The sequence below is a fragment of the Xanthomonas vasicola genome (genome assembly GCF_000772705.2).
Taxonomy (GTDB): Bacteria; Pseudomonadota; Gammaproteobacteria; order Xanthomonadales; family Xanthomonadaceae; genus Xanthomonas; species Xanthomonas vasicola.
In genome coordinates this window covers 221398-243916 of record NZ_JSBW02000027.1, presented here as the reverse complement: position 1 = coordinate 243916, position 22519 = coordinate 221398, and the positions used below count along the sequence as shown (strand labels likewise).

Genomic DNA, 22519 nt, shown 5'->3' with positions numbered 1-22519 from the left:
ACGAGTGAATCAGGCGCTAGGATCCAACTCGCGCAGACCCTTGCGCGCCAGGTCGCCCCAGGCGCGTTGCTCGCGTTGGTAATGCTTGGGCGAGGCGGCGGAGTGACGCAGCACCTGTTCGTAGATCGCCTTGGCCTGATCGGTGCGTGCGGTGCGTTGCAGCAGCTGTGCATAGCGCACACGTGCCTCTTCGCCCGGATAGCCCTGTGCCAGCGTTTCGTACTCGTGCAGGGCCGCCTCGGTGTCGCCGCTGTCTTCGACCGCGCGTGCATACAGCAGATGGCCGTCATGCGACCGGAAGCTGGGGTTGGCCGCAATCAAGGCATCCAGGGTCTGCCGTGCCTGTTGCGGCTGCCCCAGCCCGAACTGGGCCTTGGCCAGGCCGAGCATCAGATGCGGATCGTCGCGATACAAGCCGCGCAAGGCGCCCTGATAGTGCTCGGCCGCCTGCGCGTAATTGCCTTGTGCGAGCAATGTCTCGGCAAGCTGGCGACGATTTTCCGGTGTGTCGGCCACATCCAGGCGGCGTGAGGCGTGGCGCTGTTCGCGCTGCGGATCCAGGGTGCTGCGCACGCGCTTGAGGCTACGGCGTGCGTTGGGGTCGTTACGCAGATCGGGGATGACCGCTACGCACACATAGATCAGCACCGCCAGCAGCGAAAACGCCAGCAGCAGGAAGATCCAATACAAGGGCCGCCCGCTGCGCACGACGTGGACGCAGCAGGCGGCTTGCAGCAGCAGTGAGATCAGCAGAAGCGGAGACATGCGGGTGTGGCGTCCTTTCCATGGCCGCGCACTCGGCGCGGCCGTCATCATGCACGCAGATCACTGCCCTTCGTAGGCACCGTAGCTGCGCAGGCGCTCGTAACGCTGCTGCAGCAACGCATCCACCGGAATCTTTTCCAGTGCGTCCAGCTCATTGAGCAGCACGGCTTTCAGGCGCTTGCCCATCTGTTCCGGATTGCGATGCGCACCGCCGGTGGGTTCGCGAATGACCTTGTCGACCAGGCCAAGGCCCTTCAGGCGCTTGGCGGTGAGACCGAGCTGTTCGGCGGCGTCCTTGGCCTTGCTCGCGTCCTTCCACAGGATCGAGGCGCAGCCTTCCGGCGAAATGACCGAATAGGTGCCGTATTCCAGCATCAGGGTGCGGTCGCCCACGCCGATCGCGAGTGCGCCGCCGGAGCCGCCTTCGCCGATCACGGTGCAGATCACCGGAATTTTCAGCTCGGCCATTTCCAGCAGGTTGCGCGCGATGGCCTCGGACTGGCCACGCTCCTCGGCACCGATGCCCGGATAAGCGCCGGGAGTGTCGATGAAGGTCAGCAGCGGCAGCCGGAAACGCTCGGCCAGCTTCATCAGGCGCAGCGCCTTGCGGTAGCCCTCCGGACGCGGCATGCCGAAGTTGCGCGCCACCTTGGTCTTGGTGTCACGGCCCTTCTGGTGCCCGATGATCACCACCGGGCGGCCGTCGATACGGCCAAGGCCACCCACGATCGCCTTGTCGTCGGCATAGGCGCGGTCGCCGGCCAGTTCCTGGAATTCGTCGCAGATGGTGTCGATGTAATCCAGCGTGTACGGGCGCTGCGGATGGCGCGCCAGCTGGGAGACCTGCCAGGCGGACAGATCGCGGAAGATCTGCGCGGTGCGCACGCGCAGCTTGTCGCGCAGCGCACGCACTTCGGTCTCCACGTTGACCGCAGGCCCGGTACTGGCCTTGCGCAGTTCCTGGATCTTTGCTTCCAGATCGGCGATGGGTTGCTCGAAGTCGAGGTAGTTAGGATTCATGCAATGGCGTCGTCAACGTAAGGCGGGGAGTGTAGCTGAAGCGCTGCCTTCGGCCCGTACGGGGGCGTTGGGAGCGGAATCGGGAATGGAGAATCGGGAATCAGAGCAAGGTATCCGGCCGCCGCGCTTTTGCGATTCCCCATTCCCGATTCCCATTCTCACGCCCACGGTGGGCTGTACTTGATCTTCAAGGTCCGTACCGCGGGGTCGGCGCGCAGGCTGTCCATCAGCTGCTGGTCGATGCGTACCGAGTGGCTGCCGTTGAGATCGAGCATGCCGGCCACGCCGCCGCTCTGGCCGCGCAGCAGCAGGTCCAGGCGCAAGGGGGTCTTGCCGGGGCGGTGCTTGGCCAGCAGGGCGTCGATGCGCCTGAAGGCCTGTTTTTCGCGCAGGTCCAGACGCAGTGACAGGCGCTGCGCGTGGTCGGCGCAGATCTGCTCGTAATCCCAGCATTGGCGGATGCGCAGGCTGTAGCCGCCGTTGAATTCGTCCTCGCGCAGGCCGCCTTTGACGATCAGGATGCGGTCGCGGGTGAGCAGGTGGCCGAACTCGGCCATCGCATCGGAGAACGCGCTGCATTCAACCCGGCCCCGGCCGTCTTCGAGTTGCACGAACACCTGGCTGTCGCCCTTGCGGCGCACGCCGATCACCTGGCCGGCAACGATGGCGCTGACTTCCGGGCGCCAGGCGCGTTTTTCGCCATCGCCGCCGCCTCCACCGCCGCCGCGTTGTTGCGAAGCGAGGATCTTTTCCAGCGCTCCCAGGTCGCAGCCGACCAGTTCGCGGACCTCTTCGCGGTGCGGGTCGAACGGGTGGCCGCTGAGGTAGAAGCCCAGCGTTTCGCGCTCGCCGGTGAGCAACTGACCCAGCGGCCATTCCTTGCTTTCGGGCAGGTCCAAACGCATCGCCGGCGCGCTCGGGTCCGGCCCGCCGAACAGCGAGTTCTGGCCCGATGCACGTTCGCGTGCCATCTGCTCGGTGGCCTTCATCACTTCGGGCAACTGCAGCATCAGCGAGGCGCGGTTCTTGCCCAGTCCGTCCATCGCACCGGCATTGATCATTGCTTCCAGCGTGCGCCGGTTGAGCTTTGCGGTGCCTACGCGCGTGCAGAAATCCAGCAGCGTGGTGTAGGGGCCGCCGCGCTGGCGTTCTTCGACGATCGCCTCGCAGGCGCCCTGGCCGACGCCCTTGATCGCGCCCAGGCCGTACTGAATGGTGTCCGGGCTGGCCGCCTCGAACATGTACGCAGACTCGTTGACCCGCGGCGGCTTGACGGTGAGGCCGAGGTTGCGCACCTCATCGAGAAAGCCGACCACCTTGTCGGTGTTGTCCATGTCCGAGGACAGCGTCGCGGCCATGAATTCGGCCGGGTAATGCCGTTTCAGCCACGCGGTCTGGTAGCTGACCAACGCGTAGGCGGCGGCGTGCGACTTGTTGAAACCGTAGCCGGCGAACTTCTCCATCAGGTCGAAGATTTCGTCGGCCTTGGCTGCGCTCACGCCACCCTTGGCCGCACCTTCGCGGAAGATTTCGCGGTGCTTGGCCATTTCGGCCGGCACCTTCTTGCCCATCGCGCGACGCAGCAGGTCGGCGCCGCCCAGCGAATAATCGCCGACGATTTGCGCCATCTGCATCACCTGCTCCTGATACACCATGATGCCGTAGGTGTCTTTCAGGATGGCTTCGGTGCGCGGATCGGGGTAGACGATTTCCTGCTGGCCGTGCTTACGCGCGTTGAAGTCCGGGATCAGGTCCATCGGACCCGGGCGGTACAGCGACACCAGCGCAATCAGGTCTTCGAAGCGGTCCGGGCGCGCGTCCTTGAGCAGGCGGCGCATGCCCGAGGATTCGAACTGGAACACCGCACCGGTGCTGCCCGAGGCGAACACGCCCTTGTAGGTGGGCATGTCGTCGAGCGGAATGGTGGTGATGTCGACCGGGTCGATGCCGGCGCGCGCGTGGCGCACATTGATCGCCTTGACCGCCCAATCGATGATGGTGAGCGTGCGCAGGCCGAGGAAGTCGAACTTCACCAGGCCCACCGCTTCGACGTCGTCCTTGTCGAACTGGGTCACCGGGTTCTTGCCGCGGCCGTCTTCGTCGTGTTCGGCGAACAGCGGGCAGAACTCGCTCAGCGGCTCGGGCGCAATCACCACGCCGCCGGCGTGCTTGCCGGCGTTGCGGGTGAGGTCTTCGAGCTGGCGCGCCAGATCCATCAGGTCGCGCACGTCGTCTTCGACCTGGTAGCGCTGGATCAGATCCGGCGAGGCCATCTCCGAGTCCTTGCCTTCACCCATTGCATCCTTCAGCGTGATGCCCAGGATGTTGGGGATCAGCTTGGCGACGCTATCGACCAGACCGTAGGTGAAACCGAGTACGCGCCCGGCATCGCGCACCACCGCCTTGGCGGCCATGGTGCCGTAGGTGATGATCTGGCTGACCCGCTCGCGGCCGTACTTGCGCGCCACGTAGTCGATGACTTCGTCGCGCCGGTCCATGCAGAAGTCGATGTCGAAGTCGGGCATCGACACGCGCTCTGGGTTCAAGAAGCGCTCGAACAGCAGGTTGTACGGCAGCGGGTCCAGATCGGTGATCTGCAATGCCCAGGCCACCAGCGAACCGGCACCGGAGCCGCGGCCCGGGCCGATCGGAATGCCCTGGTTTTTGCCCCATTGGATGAAGTCGGCCACGATCAGGAAGTAACCGGGGAAGCCCATCTTGATGATGGTGTCCAGTTCGAACTCGAGCCGGTCCACGTAGTCCTGGCGCGTCTTGCCGGGCGCGAGCGGGCTCTTTTCCAGACGTGCGGCCAGACCGTCGCGCGACTGGCTGCGGATCCAGCTGTCCAGCGTCTCGTCTTCCGGCACCGGGTAGGCGGGCAGGAAGTAGGTTCCCAGGCGCATCTCGATGTTGCAGCGTTGCGCCAGTGCGTAGGTGTTGTCGATCGCGTCGGGGATGTCGGCGAACAGCGCCGCCATCTCCTCGCTGGACTTCATGTATTGCTGGTCGCTGTAGTCGCGCGGGCGCTTGGGGTCGTCGAGCACGCGGCCCGAGGAAATGCACACGCGCGCTTCGTGCGCGTTGAAGTCGCTTGCATACAGAAAACGCACGTCATTGCTGGCCACCACCGGCAGCCCGCGCACGCCTGCTGCGTTGAGGGCGAACTGGTTGAAGCGTTCTTCGCCGTCGCGGCCGGTGCGGGTGAGTTCCAGATGCAGGCCATCGCCGAACACGCGCTGCCAATCGGCCAGTTGCTGCTCGGCCAGGTCGGCGCGGCCTTCGCTGAACAACCGCCCGGCCAGGCTGTCGCGGCCGGCCAGCGCAAACAGGTTGGCGTGGCCGGCCTGCAGCCATTCCGGATGGATCGCCACGCCGCCCTCGGGGCGGTGGCCTTCCATCCAGGCCCGCGTGAGCAGTCGCGACAGGCTCAGGTAGCCCTCGCGGTCGCGGCACAGCAGGGTCATGCGCCAGGGCGTCATGTCCGGCGTGGCGATCATCACATCGGCGCCGGCGATCGGCTTGATGCCGACGCCTTCGGCGGCCTTGTAGAACTTGACCAGCGCGAACAGGTTGTTGAGGTCAGTGACTGCCAGCGCGGGCATGTCGAGTTCGACTGCCCGGCTCAGCAGGTTGGCCTGCTTGGCCTTTTTCGGGTCAGCCTGATCCGGTTTCTCGGGCACACGGATGGTGGAATCCGCCAGCGAGAACTCGGTGTGGACGTGCAGATGGACGAAGCGGGAAGTGGACATGCGAGACCGGAATAATGCGCGGTCAGGGTACCGGCGGGGGCGGGGACGAACAAGGCTTGACAGCTGGGGCGGCGGGGTCGGGGTGACACCTCGGAGCCGAGCGCGTGGTGCCCAAGAGCAGCTGACAAAACGACTGCGCAGCCGCCAGGCGGGCGCGGCCGGTGCTCGGAATCGGCGTCGACCACTCGTACATTGCGGTTCTGAGCGCGCCGTCCGCGCCCACCAGAGAGCCGCTCGCTAGGTTTTGTTAGCCGCTCTAATGTGGGTGAATCGCTTGGCGCCCGGGCGCTGGGGGCGTTATGGGTCTGCGTCCCGGTGTGTCGGTGAGTGTCGGGCTGGTGCGCGTGGAACGATCTGTGCCCTGAACGGCTCCGCGCATCCTGCAACTCGCGCCTGTGACCGGTCCTGATACGCGAAGGCAGGCCGAGGTGACACGATGTATGACTTCAACGGCTTTGGCTGGTTGGACGGCTGGTAGCTCTCCTGATCTCCTGATCCCGACAAGCAGGCAGAACGGCGGGGTGTGGATCATTGCACCTTTGCACCTTCGACAGCGGCGGCAGTCAGTTCCTGCCTCAGCTGTTGTGGCCTCGGAAGCATCGGAAGCATCGGAAGCAGCCAGGCAAGCCGGGTACGGGCTGCTTGGCCTCGTTACAGCGGCGCAACCAACTGCCCGACCTGCAACTGCTCCGGGTCTCTGACCGCGGCCGATCCCTGTTCGCGGCCTTCCAGCGCCAGCCGGACCGGCGCAAAACTGCGCCGATGCTGCGGGCATGGCCCGTGGGTCTGCAATGCAGCCAGGTGCACCGGCGTGCTGTAGCCCTTGTGCTGGTCGAAGCGATACTGCGGGTGCTGGGCGTGCAGTGCGTGCATCAGCCGGTCGCGGGTCACCTTGGCCACGATCGAGGCGGCCATGATGGCGCGGTCCAGCGCATCGCCGCCGATCAGTGCCTCGGCCGGGCAGGGCAGCCCCTTGGGCACGCGGTTGCCATCGATACGCGCGAACCCGGCCACATGCGCCACACCCTCCACCGCGCGCCGCATGCCGAGCATGGTCGCCTGGTAGATATTGATGCGGTCGATCTCCTCACTGTCGATCAACACCACCGACCACGCCAGCGCCCGGTCGACGATGCGTGCATACAACTGCTCGCGCCGCTCGGCGGTGAGCTGCTTGGAATCGTCCAGCCCATTGATGCGCGGCTTGCTGGGGTCGAATACCACTGCGGCCACAGCGACCGGGCCAGCGAGTGGGCCGCGGCCGGCTTCGTCGACGCCGGCGACGAGACGGGAATCGGGATTCGGGAATGGGGAATCGTGGAAAAACCCGTCCTGCGTCGCCGGAACGACAACCGCGCCGTTGGAGGTGGAGCGTCTCATGGGCCGGCTCCTGCCGATTCCCGATTCTGCATTCCCGATTCCCGCTGCGTCAGCAGCCCCGCCACCGCATCGGCCGCGCGTGCCGATGCATCGCGACGCAGTTCGGCGTGCAGGGCCAGGTAGCGCGGTTGCAGCGCGGCGACCTTGTCGGGGTGCTTGAACCAGTCCAGCAGCGTCACGCACAGTCGCTCAGGCGTGCAGTCGTCCTGCATCAGCTCGGGGGCGAGGTCGTCATTGGCCAGGATATTGGGCAGGGCGTAGCGGTTGACCTTGAGCAGGCCCAGCAGCTTGACGATGCGGTAGGTGAGCGGGGCGACCTTGTAGCCCACCACCATCGGGCGCTTGACCAGCATGGCTTCCAGTGTGGCGGTGCCGGAGGCCAACAGCACCACGTCGGCGGCCAACATCGCCGTACGCGCCTGGCCGTCGAGCAGGTGCGAGCGCATCACTGGCAGCGACGAGCGCGAGAGCTGCTCGGCCAGCAGCTGCTTGCAGCCCGCGTTGGCCGCCGGCACCAGAACGTGCAGGTTGGGAATGTGTTCGGACACCAGCCAGGCAGCCTGAAAAAACGTGTCGCCAAGGCGGCTGATTTCGCCATGTCTGCTGCCGGGCAGTACTGCCAGCACGGTGCTGGATGAAGAAATGCCCAGTTTGGCGCGCGCAGCTTCGCGGTCGGCCTGGTAGGCGATATCGTCGGCCATCGGGTGGCCTACAAAGCGCGCGTCCACGCCGTGTTTGGCGTATATCGGCGGCTCCATGGGGAACAGGCACAACACCAGATCGGCGCTGACGCCGATCTTTTCGGCACGCTTCTCGCGCCATGCCCACACCGAGGGGCTGACGTAGTGCACGGTCTTGATACCGCGCTGCTTGAGCCAGCGCTCCACCGGCAGATTGAAATCCGGCGCGTCGATGCCGATGAACACGTCAGGCTTCCACGCCAGCACGCGCTCGCTGAACGCGCTACGCAGCTTGAGCAGGCGCGGCAAATGCCGCAGCACTTCGGTCAGGCCCATCACCGCCAACTCGCTGGCATCGAACCAGGTCTGGCAACCGACTCCACGCATCGCATCGCCGCCGATGCCGACGAATTCGGCATTCGGATAGCGCAGCCGCAACTGCTTGATCAGCCCCGCGCCGAGGATGTCGCCAGAGGCCTCGCCGGCAATCAAAGCGATGCGGGGAGGGCGCGCATGTGCGCCGGGAATGGGGATGGGGGAATGGGAAATCGGCAGCGCCGTCGGGTCGCCGTCTGCAGGCGCGCGATCATGCACGCCTGTCTCGATTCCCGGCTCACGATTTCCGATTCCGGTCATCGCAACAACGGCCGTTCTGCTGCTTCGATGAACTCGAGCATCCCGCGCACATCGTCGCTGCTCTTGGCCTGTTCGGCCAGTTGCAGTTTGGCGTCCGCCAGCGGCAGGCCGGCAACGTACAGCGTGCGGTAGGCGCGCTTGATTGCGCTGATGCGTTCGGCATCGAAACCACGACGCTTAAGCCCTTCGCTGTTGATACCGCGCGGGCGACCCAGCGACTCGCTGCCAACCATGGTGAATGGCGGAACGTCGCCATTGGTCAGCGCACCCATGCCCAGGAAGGCGTGGGCGCCGATGCGGCAGAACTGATGCGCGCCGGCGAAGCCGCTGATGATCACGTAGTCGCCCACGGTGACATGGCCGGCCAGCGTGGTGTTGTTGGAAAACACGCAGTGGTCGCCCACATGGCAGTCGTGCGCCACGTGCGTGTAGGCCAGCATCCAGTTGTCGTTGCCGACCGTGGTGATGCCACCGCCGCCGCCGGTGCCGCGGTTGATGGTGACGAATTCGCGGATCACATTGCCGTCGCCGATCACCAGTTCCGTGCGCTCGCCGGCGTACTTCTTGTCCTGCGGTTCGCCGCCGATCGCGGCGTGGCCGATGAAGCGGTTGTTGCGACCGATCCGCGCTGGGCCGTGGATCGAGCAATGCGGCCCCACCTCGGTCCCCGCCCCGATCTGCACATCGGCACCGATCAACGAGAAGGCGCCGACGCGCACGTCATTGGCCAGCGTTGCCGATGGATCGATGACCGCCGTCGGATGAATCAAAGGTGTTGAATCACGCATCGTGTCTTACTCCGAAAGCGGGTGATTACCGAGCGCCGGCGCACATCACCTCGGCACTGGCCACCACTTCGCCATCAACCTTGGCTTCGCCATAGAAGCATCCCACGTTGCGGATCAGGCGCTTCATCTGCACTTCCATGATCAGCACGTCGCCCGGGACCACCTGCTTGTTGAAGCGGGCATTATCGACCTTGACCATATAGAACAGCTGCGACAAGGCATCGCGGCCCAGGCCAAGCTGGGTCATCAAGCCACCGACTTGCGCCAGCGCTTCGATGATCAGCACGCCGGGCATCACCGGGCGGTTGGGGAAGTGGCCCTGGAAAAACGGCTCGTTGATGCTGACGTTCTTCTGCGCCACGATCCACTTGGTTTCAAGATCGAGTTCGAGGATGCGGTCGACCAGCAGAAACGGGTAACGGTGCGGGAGCAGCGTCTGGATCTGATTGACGTCGATCGGCAGGTCGTAAACGGGATGGCTCATTCTTTCTCCTTGCCCACAGCCAGGATGCGCCTAGCGAGCACATCAAGCTGCTTGAAGCGCGCGGCATTTTTGCGCCACGTGCGATTGTCGGTGAGAGGGGTGCCGGACGAATACTCGCCCGGCTCATGGATGGAATTACGTACGACAGATTTGCCGGTGATGACGACCTTGTCGCAGATCTCCAGGTGGCCGACTACGCCGACATGCCCGCCGAGCAGGCAGTAACGGCCGATCTTGGCGCTACCGGCAATGCCGGTGCAGCCGGCAATCGCACTGTGTGCGCCGATGCGGCAGTTGTGGGCGATCTGCACCAGGTTGTCCACGCGCACGTCTTCTTCCAGCACGGTGTCTTCCAGCGCGCCGCGGTCGATACAGGTATTGGCGCCGATTTCGCAATCGTCGCCGATCACCACGCCGCCGAGCTGCGGCACCTTGATCCAGTGGCCGGCATCCATCGCCAGGCCGAAACCGTCTGCGCCGATCACCGCACCCGGGTGGATGCGCACGCGCTTGCCCAGCCGCACGCGGGTGACCAGGGTGACGCGTGCGAGCAGCTCGCTGCCGTCGTCCACCACACAGTCTTCGCCGATGATGCTGCCGGTACCGATCACACAACCATCGCCCACGACGCTACGCGCACCGATGCTGACGAACGGACCGACATGCGCGCTGGCCGAGACCTGCGCGGTCGGGTCGATCACCGCGGACGCATGGATACCCGGTTCGCGCACCGGCGCGACATCGAACAGCGCGGCGATCTTGGCGAACGCGGTGTATGGGTCTTTTGCAACCAGCGCAGTGCCCTTGGCGGCCTCGGCATCGTCGGCGCGCAACACCACGACAGCGGCGTGGGTATCAGCCAGTTGTGGGCGATAGCGCGGGTTGGACAGGAAGCTCAGCTGCCCCGGTCCGGCATGCGCCAGCGTCGATACCCCGCTCACTGCGACAGCGCCATCGCCGACCAGGGTCAGGCCAAATTGTTCTGCTATCTCGCTGGCGGTCAGACGCATCTGGTAAACCTACCATAGTCCTTAAATTGCTCGGATATAGTCAAGGCGTGCGCACGAAAATTTCGTGCGCACGCCTTTTTACGTCGAACTACGAATGATGATGACAGGCTCCCATTCAAGAAGCTTGACTCAATTGGCAGAGTCGCCAACGTCAGGCTCAGCGTTCGATTATTGCGGGAACCAAAGATATAGGAGGTGTGCATTCTGCTGCTGCGGGCTGCTAGATTTTTCAGTTGCCCGTGCGGTGGTATCGCCTCGCCGTTCAACAGGTGAATGAATCGGTAAGGTGCAAATATTAATAAACCTACGGCCCGCTTACGCGAGCCGCCTCTGTTGTTTATGCTCACGATGCGCCTTGTCCATGCATCTGTAGGCGCCATATTACCAAATGAATTTACAGGCGTCGTTAGTAATGACTCCTCGTCAGCGCCAACGGACATCGCCCCAGTTCAGGCTCAGGCCATGAAGCGGCACTGCCGCTTATCGGTTGCGTCTGAGAACGGCGAGCGTGAGTTGATGTGTTGGTAAAAGGCCGCTGGTCAAGTTTGTTGAGGCACTGATACAGCGGCTTCTGCTTGTGGTTAAGCGGGGGTGAGTTATCACTATGAACTTAGAACTCACCTCCACAGCGATGCGCTGCGAAGGTGAGTTCGTGGGGCAATGACTTAGCGGTTGGTAAGGTCAGAGCGCTCTTCTGGGGCGCTAGTGACCCGGCTCCCCATAACCATATCCCCGCCTTTGTGAGCTAAGCAGTAGGCTAAATTAGCTTCGCAATTTAAACCACCTGGGTTTGCGCGACAGTTGCTGTAGTAGTCATAGCAGCTAAGCTTCTCGGCTTGGGCGCTGTTTGATGTGATACCACTCAATGCTAGAAGCCCACAAACTGAAACAACAGATAAGTAAGTCTTCACCTTATGATTCTCCTCGCTACGGATGTAGCGAGGAGAATCTACGGCTCAGCTCGTATGCGGACTTTGCCGCAAGTCTCAGAACTGGCCGCCGAAGGTGAACTGCAGACGCTCGATCTCGTCGTTGTCTTCCTTCTTCAGCGGGAACGCGTAGCTGATCGAAATGGGGCCGACCGGTGCGCGCCACAACAGCGCCACACCGGTGGAGGCGCGCAACTCGTTGGCCTTGAAATTGTCCACGCCGCTGTACACGTTACCGAAATCAAAGAACGCGGAAATGCGCGCCGACGGGCTATCGAACAGCTTGGGGAAATACATTTCCACCGAGCCCACCGTCTTGAACGAACCACCCAGCGGCTGGCCGCGGCTGTAGTTAATGGTGCGCTCCGAGCGTGGGCCTAAGGTGTTGTCTTCGAAGCCGCGCACCGAGTTGGTACCGCCAGCGTAGAAGTTCTCATAGAACGGCAGGCCGCTGGCGGTGACGGTCCGGGTCGAGCCATCCGGGTTGGTGAACACGCGGGTGGTGTCGCTGCCATAGCTATCGCCATAGCCCAGTTCGAAGCGCGTGTTCAACACCAGCGCCGGAATAACCCGCCAATACTTGGAGATCTGGTAATTGAGCTTGTAGTACTCGATGGTGGAACCGGGAAGGGTGGTTTCCAGGCCCACGCGCTGATACATGCCGCGGGTCGGCATGAAAAATTCGTCGCGGGTGTCGCGCGCCCAGCCGAGCTCAGTGCGCCAGGCATGGAAGGTGCGCGAACCGACTGCATCGATGTAGTCGATGATCGACTGCGGGGTTTGGCCCTGGAACGTGTTGATCTGGTTGCTGTCGATGCCGACCATCGCCGAGACGGTATCGTTCTCGGTAATCGGCACGCCGAATACCACCTGTGCCGAACCGTTCTTGCTGTTGTACTGCGCGGTGTTGAAGTCCGAATAATCCAGCGACCGCCAGGACAGGTTGTAGCCCAGCGACACGCCGTCGTCGGTAAAGAACGGGTTGGTGTAAGAGAACGCATAGCGCTGCTGATAGCTGCTGCGCGAGGCCTCCACCGCCACGCGGTTACCGCCCCCCAGGAAGTTGTTTTGCGACAACTGCACCGAGGTGGTCACACCGAAGCTCTGCGAGTAACCCAGGCCCAACGAGAAGCTGCCGGAGGTGGTCTCCTTGACGCTGTAGACCACATCGACCTGGTCGTTGCTGCCGGGCACCGCGGGCGTTTCCACGTCCACGCTTTCGAAGTAGCCCAGGCGCTGCAGACGGATCTTGGAACGGTCGATCGCCGCCTGCGAGTACCAGGTGTTTTCGAACTGGCGCATTTCGCGACGCAACACTTCGTCGGAGGTACGGCTGTTGCCCTTGTAGAGGATGCGGCGCACGGTCACGCGCGGGCCGGGCACCACCTGCAGGTTCACCGCCACGGTGCGGTCTTCGCGGTTCGGGGTCGGGAGCGGGTTGACCTTGGCGAAGGCATAACCGACGTTGCTCAACGTGTTGGTGATCGCATCGGAGCTGTACTCCAGCAACGCACGCGAGAAGATGTCGCCGGCCTTGGGGATCACCAAACGCTCGATGTCGGCCTGCGGCAGCACGGTGTCGCCGGTGACCTTGATCTCGGAAATCTTGTACTGCTCGCCTTCGGTGACGCCGGCGCTGATGAACATGTCGCGCTTGTTGGGACTGATCGAAACCTGGGTGGAGTCGATGCTGAAGTCCACATAGCCGCGGTCCAGGTACCAGGAGTTGAGCTTTTCCAGGTCGCCGGACATCTTTTCCTTGGAGTACTGGTCATCGCGGCGGTACCACGAAGCCCAGTTGTGCTCCTTGGATTCCCAGTTGTCCAGGATGTCCTCGTTGGCGAACTTTTCCGTACCGACCAGGTTGACGTGGCGAATCTTGGCCGCCTTGCCTTCCTTGATCGCGATGGCTACATCAACGCGGTTGCGGTCCAGCGGGCTCACCGTCGGAGTGATCTCCACGTTGTACTTGCCGCGGTTGTTGTACTGGCGGGTCAATTCCTGGGTGACGCGATCCAGGCTTAGACGGTCGAAGGTGCCGCCCTCGGTCAGGCCGATGTCGCCCAGGCCCTTGAGCAGTTCCTCGGACTTGATGTCCTTGTTGCCGGTTACGGTGAGCTTGTTGATCGCCGGGCGCTCCTTGACCGTGATCACCAGGATGTTGCCCTGGCGGTCCAGTTGCACGTCCTCGAAGAAGCCGGTGCGGTAGAGCGCACGGATCGAGTCGGCCACCTTGGCATCGTCCACGGTGTCGCCGCGGTTCACCGGCAGATAAGTGAACACGGTGCCGGAGGCAATGCGCTGCAGGCCGTCGACGCGGATGTCGCTGGCAACGAACGGCTCGGCGGCCAGGGCAACGGCCGGCAGGCTGAGGCCGGCGGCAAGAGCGAGGGCAAGCAGGCGGCGAGTGGGAAGACGCGTCATGTCACATCCGGTTGGAGTCGTATTCGGGTGTTGCTGGATGCCGGCGTATGACGACGACAACAGGCGGAAAGAGTGGAGCAGCTTCATCGTGGAACCAAGCCGAGGATGTCGTTGTAGAACGCCAGTCCCATCAACCCGGCCAGGACCGCCAGGCCGACGTATTGTCCGGCAATCATGGCCCGTTCGCTGATCGGGCTGCCCTTGATCAACTCGATAAGGTAATACAGCAGATGCCCCCCGTCCAAGATCGGGATGGGCATCAGGTTGATGATCGCCAGGCTGAGCGACAGCAATCCCAGAAAATACAGGAACCAGTCGAGCCCGCGTTCGGCCGAGGCATTGGCGGCGCGCGCAATGGTGACCGGGCCGGAAATGTTCTTGACCGAGGCCTGGCCGGTCAGCATGCGCTTCATCATGCCCAGCGAATCGGCCGTCATCCTGCCGGTTTCGCGGATCGCCGCCGGCACGGCGGCGAACAGCCCGTATTGCTGACGGGTGTCGTATTCCGGGGCCACAGTGGCCGCAAATCCCACGCCCAGCATCCACTGGCCTTCGGGCGACTTGCGCGGCACGATTTCCAGCGCCAGCCGGTCCTCCTGACGTGCGACCTCGATCATGCCGGCGCCCCCGTGTGTGCCCAGCGCCTGGAGTTGGGCAGGCACGTCGCTGGCCGAGCGGATCGGCTGGCCGTCGATGGCCACAATGCGGTCACCGGGCTTGAGCAGGCCATCTGCCGCCGAGCCGGCGACCACCTTGTCCACGACCGGCGGCTGCAGCATGAACTGCCAGCCGATGCCGGCAAGCGCAGCCACGCGGCGCTCGTCGAAACCCGCCGGCAGCTGCGACAGGCGCAGAGTGTGTTCGGCACTGCTTGCCGTGTCGGAAGCGGTCAGGACGCGGACATCGCGCTTGTCCATCGCCGCGGTGGTGAGCTGCATGCTGGCATCGCTCCAGCTGCTCACGCTGCGGCCGTCGATGCGCACGATGCGCTCGCCCGGCGTCAGCCCGGCTGCGGCGGCCAGACCATCGGCGCGGCCAACGGTCGCCGAATAATCCTGCTTGCCCACCACAAACATCGCCCACAGCATTGCCATGCACAGCAACAGGTTGGCGATGGGGCCGGCCGCAACGATGGCGATGCGCTGCCACACGGTCTTGTGATTGAAGGCCTGGTCCAGCTCGGCCGGATGCACGTCGCCTTCGCGCTCGTCGAGCATCTTGACGTAGCCACCCAGCGGAATCGCGGCAACCACGAACTCGGTGCCATGGCGGTCGCGGCGCATCCACAACGGTTTGCCGAAGCCCACCGAAAAACGCAGCACCTTGACCCTACAGCGTCGCGCGACCCAGAAGTGCCCGAATTCATGGAAAGTCACCAACACGCCCAGGCTGACGATCATCCACCAGACCGAACCGATGAAGTCACCCATGTGTGCAGCTCGCGGACGTGGATCGATCAGGCATGAAGGGCGTGGTGGGCGAGGGCGCGTTCAGTGATTTGCCGGGCTTGCGCATCGGCAAAAAGCAGGGTGTCGAGGGTGTCGGCATTGTGCCGCGGCAGCGTTGTCAGCGTGTGTTCGATCAACGCATGGATCGCTAGGAAACCCACCTGGCCCTGAAGAAACGCTGAAACCGCCACTTCGTTGGCCGCGTTCAGTATTGCCGGCGCGGTGCCGCCAGCGCGTAATGCGTCCCAGGCCAGGCGCAGGCACGGGAATGCGGCGGTGTCGGGCGCCTCGAAATCCAGTCGCCCCTGGGCCAGCAGGTCCAGCCCGCCGACCCCGGATTCGACCCGCTCCGGCCACGCAAGGCCTACCGCCAACGTGGTGCGCATGTCCGGCAGGCCAAGCTGGGCCAGGGTGGAACCGTCGACGAATTCCACCAGCGAATGCACCAGGCTTTGCGGGTGCACCAGCACATCGATCTGCTCGCCAGGCAGGCCGAACAGGTAATGCGCCTCGATCACTTCCAGGCCCTTGTTCATCAGGGTGGCCGAATCCACCGAAATCTTCGGACCCATCGACCACTTGGGATGCGCCACCGCCTGCGCAGGCGTGACCGCTGCCAGCGCGGCGCGGTCCCAGCCGCGGAACGGGCCGCCGGAGGCGGTCAGGATCACCCGCCGCACGCCGCGGCTGGCGTCGCAGGAGCGTAGGCACTGGAAGATGGCGCTGTGTTCGCTGTCGATCGGGATGATTTCAGCGCCAGCGGCGGCTGCGGTGCGGGTCAGCAGCTCGCCGGCCAGCACCAGCGATTCCTTGTTGGCCAGCAACAGGCGCTTGCCGGCGCGCGCTGCGGCCAGGGTAGAGGGCAGCCCGGCCGCGCCAACAATCGCTGCCACCACGGTGTCGCAGGCGTCGCTGCCGGCCAGTGCGTCCAGCGCCTCGGCGCCGGCGTGCGCCTGCGTCGCCAGGCCAAGCGCGCGCAGGCCATCGCGCAGCGCCGGATACAGCGACGCCTCGGCGATCACCGCATGCGCCGGCCGGTGGGTGGCGCAAAGGGCCAGCAGGTCATCGACCTTGCTGCCGGCCGAGAGAACGCTGGCGCGCAGCCGCTCGGGGTGGCGCGCGATCACGTCCAGCGCCGATGCGCCGATCGAGCCGGTGGCGCCGAACACGGCGACCTGACGAAGAGAAGTGCCCGTCATGCCTAGAATCCGAGAATCTCCTTGCCGAGCGCGAACACCGGCAGGGCGGCGAGCACGCCGTCGATACGGTCCAACACGCCGCCGTGGCCCGGGATCAGGGTGCCCGAGTCCTTGGCGCCGGCGTGGCGCTTGAGCAGGCTCTCGAACAAGTCGCCGAGCACCGATGCCAGCACTGCCAGCGCGGAAACCAGCACCAGCTGCGGCACATGCGCCAGCGTCAGCCCGGCCAGCCAACCAAACGCGCAGGCCACCGCAACGCCGGCGAGCAGGCCGCCGAGCAGGCCTTCGATGGTCTTGTTGGGGCTGACCCGCGGCGCGAGCTTGCGCTTGCCGAACGCGCGGCCGGCGAAGTAGGCGCCGGAGTCGGCCGCCCACACCATGGTCAGCGACGTCAGCAGCCACAGGTTGCCCTTGTCCGGGCTGGCATGCAGTAGCACCAGCGCCGCCCATGCCGGCAGCACCGCCAAAGTGCCGGCGGCCAGCTTGAGCGCACGTGCCTGGCCGTTGCCATGATCGGCGCCGAAGGTGAAAAAGCGCAGCCACAGCAGCGCCAGCAACCACCACGCCACGCCCACGAGCGATGCAATCTGGAACAGCACCATGGAGCCGGCCGAGGCCCACACCATCAGCACCATCAGCAGCAGATTGAGCATCAGCAGCACGGTGCGCGGCAGGCTGTCGTCGATGCCGGAGAGCTTGAGCCACTCCCACAGGCCGGTCAGGAACAGGATCGCCGCCACCGCTGCCAGCCATTGGGTGGGCAGCAGCACGATCGCGCAAATCGCGAGCGGCGCCATGATCAGCGCGGCAATCACGCGGGTCTTGGTCATGCGGAGGACGTCTCCGTCGCCTTGTCGGCGATCTGTGCGCTGGTCAGGCCGAAGCGGCGTTCGCGCCCGGCATAGTCGTCCAGCGCTTGCTGCAGCACGCCGGCATCGAACTCCGGCCACAGGGTTTCGGTAAACCACAGCTCGGTGTAGGCCAGCTGCCACAACAGGAAATTGCTGATGCGGGTATCGCCACCGGTGCGGATGAATAGATCCGGCGCCGGCAGGTCTGCCAACGCGACCCGGCTGGACAGCAGCGCTTCGTCGATCTGCTCTGGCTGCAAGCGGCCGGCGGCCACGTCTTCGGCCAATGCGCGGGCAGCCGCGGCAATGTCCTGGCGGCCGCCGTAACTGGCCGCGATGCTCAGCACCAGCCGCGAATTGGCGGCGGTGCTGCGCTCGGCGCCAGCCATCCGGTCGCGCAAGGGTGCGGCGAAGCGGCTGCGGTCACCAATGAAGCGCACCTGCACGCCACGCCGCTGCAGTTCTTCAACCTCGCGGTCGAGCGCATGCAGAAACAGCTTCATCAGCGCATCGACCTCATCCTGCGGACGGCCCCAGTTTTCACTGGAGAACGCGAACAGGGTGAGCGCCGAAACGCCTTTTTCCAGGCAGAAATCGATCGTGCGATTGACCGCGCGCGCGCCGGCACGGTGGCCGATCACGCGCGGACGCCGCCGGCGCTGCGCCCAACGCCCGTTGCCATCCATGATGATGGCAATGTGGCGCGGTACGTCTGCGGCAGAAGGGACTGGATGCATGGCAGGCGATGCCACGATCAGACCGTCATCAATTCCTGTTCCTTGGCCTTGACGACCTCATCCACATCCTTGATGGCCTTGTCGGTGAGCTTTTGAATATCGTCTTCGGCGCCGCGGGCTTCGTCTTCGGTGACGGCCTTGTCCTTGAGCAGATCCTTGACCTGCTGGTTGGCATCGCGACGGATGTTGCGGATGGCCACCTTGCTGTCTTCGCCTTCGCCATGCACGGACTTGCTGAGCTCCTTGCGGCGCTCCTCGGTCAGCGGCGGCAGGTTCAGACGGATCACGGTGCCGACCACGGTCGGGGTCAGGCCCAGATCCGAGGCGTAAATGGCTTTTTCCACGTCCTTGATCATGCCCTTGTCGAACAGGCTGATGACCAGCGAGCGGCCTTCGGACACGCTGATGCTGGCGACCTGATTCAGGGGCGTGTCGGTGCCGTAGGCCTTGACCTTGATACCGTCCAGCAGCGCCGGCGAGGCACGGCCGGTACGAATGGTGGTCAGGGAATGGCGCAGAGCATCGATGCTCTTGGTCATGCGCGTCTGCGCGTCTTGTTTGATCTGGTTGAGCATCGCCGGAATCCGTGTGGAGCTGAATCCGGGGATTATAGCCGGGACTGGGGTTCCCGACTCGCAAGCCGCCAGGACCTGGGCAGCCGGTTCACTTGCAGCAGCGTTTCACAGCGGCTACCGATCTTGATCAGCCATCAGCGCAGTGCATCGCACCACGCTTTTACGAATCCCAATCCCGACTCTCGAACCCGAACCTCAGCTACGGCCCTGCACCAACGTGCCGATCTGTTCGCCGTGCAGGATGCGCAGCAGCACGCCCGGCTCGCTCATGCCGAAGATGCGCAACGGCAAGTCGCTGTCGCGTGCCAGTGCGAAGGCGGCGGTGTCCATCACTTCCAGGCCCTGCATGATCACCTGATCGTAGGTCAGGCTGTCGTAGCGCACCGCGTCGGTGTGCTTCTTCGGGTCCTTGTCGTACACGCCGTCGACCTTGGTTGCCTTGAGCAGCAGATCGGCACCGATCTCGATCGCGCGCAGCGCTGCGCCCGAGTCGGTGGTGAAGAACGGGTTGCCGGTGCCGGCGGCGAAGATCGCGATGCGGCCCTTTTCCAGATGACGGATTGCGCGACGACGGATGAAGTCTTCGCACACGTCGTTGATCTTGATTGCGCTCATCACGCGCACCTTGGCGCCGAGCTTTTCCAGCGCATCCTGCATTGCCAGCGCATTGATCACGGTGGCCAGCATGCCCATGTGGTCGCCGGTGACGCGGTCCATACCGCTGGCAGCCAGGCCGGCGCCGCGGAAGATGTTGCCGCCGCCGATCACCAGTGCCACCTGCGCGCCGGCCTGCTGGGCTTCGATCACTTCGTGTGCAAGGCGATTGATCACCTTCGGGTCGATGCCGTAATCCCCGTCTCCCATCAGCGCCTCCCCGGAAAGTTTGAGAAGAATGCGGCGATAGGAAAGTTCAGACATGGGGAGGCCTCGGGGTAGGGGATCTGCAAACGCCGGCAATTCTAGCGGAAGCCCGTCACCTGGCGTGGTAAAAATTCCTTTGTTGGCAGCGGCGTGATCGGCTGCTCAGTGCGCGCGCGAGTTTGGCGGTGTGGCGACGTCGTTCGCATCGTACGCAGTGACGCGGTTGCGGCCGCGATGCTTGGAGCGATACAGCGTGCTGTCTGCCGCCTGCAACAAATGGTCGATGCTTTCGAACTGGCGCTCAACACCGCCGTGCGTGGCAAGGCCTGCAGAGAAGGTGATGTGCAATGGGCCGCCCGGCAGTTGCGCCATCGGCGTGCGTGCGGTTTCGGTCAGGATGCGTTCGATCACCATCAGTGCCGCATCTGCAGGTGTCTTGGGCAGGATCACCAGAAATTCTTCGCCGCCGTAGCGGGCAACCAAATCGCTGGTGCGGACCATGCGTTGCAGCGTCTGCGCGAAGTTGCGCAACACTTCGTCGCCGACCAGATGCCCGTGCGCATCGTTGACGCGCTTGAAGTCGTCCAGGTCGATGAAGGCGATCGACAGCGGCCAGCCCTGGCGCGAGGCCAGTTCGAATTCATGCGTCAGCGCGGTGCCGAGTTGATGCCGGTTAAACACCCCGGTCAGCGCATCGCGGCTGGCCTGTTCGGCCAGATGGCGCATGCGGTTTTCCGATTCGCCGGCATGCCGGCGCGCCTCTGCCACATCCTGCAATTCACGCAGATTGCGCAGCATTGCCAGCTCGCGCGCCTGCTCGAAGATCATCTGGATGTGCTCGGGTTGCGGCACGCGAATGTCGAACAGCGCTTCCAGTTCCGGCAGCGATTCGGCGATGCGTTCGATCACTTTCTCGAAGCGCTCGGCATCCAGCTCCAGCACATCCTGTGCCTGCCGCTGCGCATGTTCGGTGGCGGTGACCGCGCCGGCCGAGAGCCAGATATCGGCCAAGCGTCCGGACAGCGCCACGCAGGCCATAAAAGGCTCCAGACCCGCCGGTTCTTCTTCGCTCTGTGCGATCGCATTCTGCAGATACGGCGGCAATTGCCACTGATGCGCGAGCCACGCGCCGACTTCGGCATGGGTGGCGCCCAGGTGCTCGCGTTCGGCGTCCAGCAATGAGGCGTTGTCGGGCGCCTGTTCCAGCAGCGGTCCGTACAGTTCCGGCGCGCCTTCCAGCAGGGCTAGCTTGCCGATGTCCTGCAGCAGCCCGGCCAGCATCAATTCTTCGGGTTTGCGGATGCCGTAAGCCTGGCCAAGGATGCGGCTGGCCAGCGCGCACAGGCCGGCGCGACGCCAGATACGCTCATGCAATGGATGCGCGATGAAGGTGCTGCGCACGCCGTGCACCATCGAAAACCCTAGTGCCAGGCTCAGGGTTGCGTTGAGGCCGAGCATGGTGAGCGCTTGGCCGAGGTTGTCGATGCGACGTCGGCTGGCGTACAGCGGCGAATTGGCCACCCGCAGCATGCGCGCGCTCAATGCCATATCCATGCCGATGACGTTGGCCGTGGTGGTCATGTCCACGTCCGGGTCCTGCGCAAGTTCGATGATGCGCAGCGCAACGCCGGGCGGCGATGGCAGGTTACGGCAGTAGTGCAGGGCGGCCTGAAGATCTGGTTGCATTGAGTCATCGCCGACAGTGACCGCAAGCATACAGCTGCGGTCGTTGAGTGGGGCGCGCCATGCTCCGCCATTGCCACACGGCAATATGGACGCTCAAAGCCTGGTCGGTGTCTTGAGGTAACGGCAACGCCGACCACATCTGTAGAGTTGGGGGCGCGTGATGGCGTGGCGGACGCGTTCGCTTCAGGATCGCGCCGCGCTGCGGATGCGTGACGTGCAGGCAAAAAAAAACCGCGGCATGCCGCGGTTTTTTCTGAGTGGCGAAGATCAGGCCAGACCGGCCTGCTTCATCACTTCGGCGGCGTAGTCTTCCACCACCTTCTCGATGCCTTCGCCAACGGCTAGGCGTTGGAAGCCTATCACTTCGGCGCCAGCGGCCTTGACTGCCTGCTCGACGGTCTGGTCGGTGTTCAGCACGTACGGTTGGCCGTACAGCGTCACTTCGTTGACGATCTTGCTGATCTTGCCGCTGATGATCTTTTCCAGGATCTCGGCCGGCTTGGACTTGTCCTTCTCGGACATCTTGGCCAGTTCGATTTCCTTTTCCTTGGCAACGAATTCGGCCGGAACGTCGGAGGCCTTGACGTGCGGCGGGTTCATCGCCGCGATGTGCATGGCAATGCCGCGCGCCAGCTCGATATCGCCACCCTTCAGCTCGACCAGCACGCCGATACGGCCGCCGTGCACATAGGCCGCGACGTTGTTGGCGCTGTCGATACGGACCAGGCGACGCACCTGCAGGTTTTCGCCGACCTTGGCGATCACCGCAGCGCGACGCTCTTCGATGGTCTCGCCGCTGTCGAGCTTGACGCTCTTGAGCGCTTCGGCATCGGCAGCGTCCGAGTTCAGTGCGGCATTGGCCACAACCTGGGTGAAGGCCAGGAAGTTCTCGTCCTTGGCAACGAAGTCGGTCTCGGAGTTGACTTCGACCAGTACGGCCTTGCCGCCGGCCTGTGCGGTGGCGATGCGGCCTTCGGCGGCAACGCGGTCGGCCTTCTTGTCAGCCTTGGCAAGACCCGACTTGCGCAGCCACTCGGCCGCGGCGTCGATGTCGCCTGCGTTTTCGACGAGTGCCTTCTTGCACTCCATCATGCCGGCGCCGGTGCGCTCGCGCAGCTCTTTGACCAGGGAAGCAGTGATTTCCATGGAATTACCTCATATGGACGAATGCGTGCGGCGGAAGTGTTTCCGCCAGTAGGAGACGGTGCAGCGTGCCGCCGCCCCCGTAGATGTAGTCAGTGGCCTCAGCGACGGGCCGCGAGGGCGCCGTCGGGGCTGCGGCCGCACAGCATGGTGC

General features: G+C 64.2%; 17 protein-coding genes and 1 other RNA gene. 1 reads left to right on the top strand and 17 read right to left on the bottom strand.

The annotated features are described in order from the left end of the window. Nucleotides 1–9: 9 nt before the first annotated feature. The 3 genes from NX05_RS06540 to dnaE form a co-directional block, all read right to left on the bottom strand. Nucleotides 10–765 (bottom strand): tetratricopeptide repeat protein, encoded by a 756-nt coding sequence (locus tag NX05_RS06540; RefSeq protein ID WP_039433486.1) that lies wholly within the window; start codon nucleotides 763–765, stop codon nucleotides 10–12. A 60-nt stretch (nucleotides 766–825) separates the two neighbouring features. Next, nucleotides 826–1785 carry an acetyl-CoA carboxylase carboxyltransferase subunit alpha gene (locus tag NX05_RS06535; RefSeq protein WP_010366140.1) on the bottom strand — a complete coding sequence of 320 codons (960 nt, stop codon included), beginning with the start codon at nucleotides 1783–1785 and terminating at the stop codon, nucleotides 826–828. Nucleotides 1786–1943: 158 nt separating this feature from the next. Then, a complete protein-coding gene (gene dnaE, locus NX05_RS06530; RefSeq protein WP_039433488.1) occupies nucleotides 1944–5534 on the bottom strand; it encodes a DNA polymerase III subunit alpha in 3591 nt (1196 codons plus the stop codon). Between the two features lie 176 nt (nucleotides 5535–5710). On the opposite strand from dnaE, the gene NX05_RS21960 reads away from it, so the two are divergent. Beyond that, nucleotides 5711–5787, top strand: a non-coding RNA gene (locus NX05_RS21960) — sX9 sRNA. A 398-nt stretch (nucleotides 5788–6185) separates the two neighbouring features. Here NX05_RS21960 and NX05_RS06525 read toward each other — a convergent pair. The 14 genes from NX05_RS06525 to tsf all read right to left on the bottom strand — a co-directional run bounded on the left by NX05_RS06525 (nucleotide 6186) and on the right by tsf (nucleotide 22368). Next, entirely contained in the window at nucleotides 6186–6914 is a 729-nt protein-coding gene (locus tag NX05_RS06525) for a ribonuclease HII (protein ID WP_039433491.1), read from the bottom strand. Further along, nucleotides 6911–8230, bottom strand: a complete 1320-nt coding sequence (lpxB, locus tag NX05_RS06520) for a lipid-A-disaccharide synthase (protein ID WP_230597812.1) — start codon at nucleotides 8228–8230, stop codon at nucleotides 6911–6913. The genes NX05_RS06525 and lpxB overlap by 4 nt, the downstream gene beginning before the upstream one ends. Further along, nucleotides 8227–9018 (bottom strand): acyl-ACP--UDP-N-acetylglucosamine O-acyltransferase, encoded by a 792-nt coding sequence (gene lpxA, locus NX05_RS06515; RefSeq protein WP_039433495.1) that lies wholly within the window; start codon nucleotides 9016–9018, stop codon nucleotides 8227–8229. Before lpxA ends, lpxB begins: the two co-directional genes overlap by 4 nt. A 25-nt stretch (nucleotides 9019–9043) precedes the next feature. Continuing rightward, nucleotides 9044–9502, bottom strand: a complete 459-nt coding sequence (gene fabZ, locus NX05_RS06510) for a 3-hydroxyacyl-ACP dehydratase FabZ (protein WP_017118186.1) — start codon at nucleotides 9500–9502, stop codon at nucleotides 9044–9046. Then, nucleotides 9499–10512 carry a UDP-3-O-(3-hydroxymyristoyl)glucosamine N-acyltransferase gene (lpxD, locus tag NX05_RS06505; RefSeq protein WP_039433498.1) on the bottom strand — a complete coding sequence of 338 codons (1014 nt, stop codon included), beginning with the start codon at nucleotides 10510–10512 and terminating at the stop codon, nucleotides 9499–9501. Before lpxD ends, fabZ begins: the two co-directional genes overlap by 4 nt. A 986-nt stretch (nucleotides 10513–11498) precedes the next feature. After that, nucleotides 11499–13865, bottom strand: a complete 2367-nt coding sequence (gene bamA / locus NX05_RS06500; protein ID WP_039433501.1) for an outer membrane protein assembly factor BamA — start codon at nucleotides 13863–13865, stop codon at nucleotides 11499–11501. Nucleotides 13866–13948: 83 nt separating this feature from the next. Continuing rightward, on the bottom strand, nucleotides 13949–15295 hold the full coding sequence (gene rseP, locus NX05_RS06495) for an RIP metalloprotease RseP (RefSeq protein WP_039433504.1): 1347 nt from the start codon (nucleotides 15293–15295) through the stop codon (nucleotides 13949–13951). 26 nt (nucleotides 15296–15321) lie between these two features. Continuing rightward, nucleotides 15322–16512: a 1-deoxy-D-xylulose-5-phosphate reductoisomerase gene (locus tag NX05_RS06490; protein WP_039433506.1), complete on the bottom strand. Its 1191-nt coding sequence runs from the start codon at nucleotides 16510–16512 to the stop codon at nucleotides 15322–15324. 2 nt (nucleotides 16513–16514) lie between these two features. Continuing rightward, nucleotides 16515–17342: a phosphatidate cytidylyltransferase gene (locus NX05_RS06485; protein ID WP_010366162.1), complete on the bottom strand. Its 828-nt coding sequence runs from the start codon at nucleotides 17340–17342 to the stop codon at nucleotides 16515–16517. After that, nucleotides 17339–18100, bottom strand: coding sequence for a polyprenyl diphosphate synthase (uppS, locus tag NX05_RS06480; RefSeq protein ID WP_039433508.1), 762 nt, complete (start codon nucleotides 18098–18100; stop codon nucleotides 17339–17341). Before uppS ends, NX05_RS06485 begins: the two co-directional genes overlap by 4 nt. Before the next feature lie 17 nt (nucleotides 18101–18117). Then, nucleotides 18118–18675: a ribosome recycling factor gene (gene frr / locus NX05_RS06475; protein ID WP_039433511.1), complete on the bottom strand. Its 558-nt coding sequence runs from the start codon at nucleotides 18673–18675 to the stop codon at nucleotides 18118–18120. Nucleotides 18676–18870: 195 nt separating this feature from the next. Then, a complete protein-coding gene (gene pyrH, locus NX05_RS06470; RefSeq protein ID WP_010366166.1) occupies nucleotides 18871–19593 on the bottom strand; it encodes a UMP kinase in 723 nt (240 codons plus the stop codon). Nucleotides 19594–19698: 105 nt separating this feature from the next. Beyond that, complete coding sequence (locus NX05_RS06465; protein ID WP_039433514.1) at nucleotides 19699–21222, bottom strand: sensor domain-containing diguanylate cyclase; 1524 nt, start codon at nucleotides 21220–21222, stop codon at nucleotides 19699–19701. Between the two features lie 267 nt (nucleotides 21223–21489). Then, the gene (tsf, locus tag NX05_RS06460; protein ID WP_010366169.1) at nucleotides 21490–22368 is read right to left on the bottom strand and encodes a translation elongation factor Ts; all 879 of its coding nucleotides are present in this window, start codon (nucleotides 22366–22368) and stop codon (nucleotides 21490–21492) included. Between the last annotated feature and the right edge of the window lie 151 nt (nucleotides 22369–22519).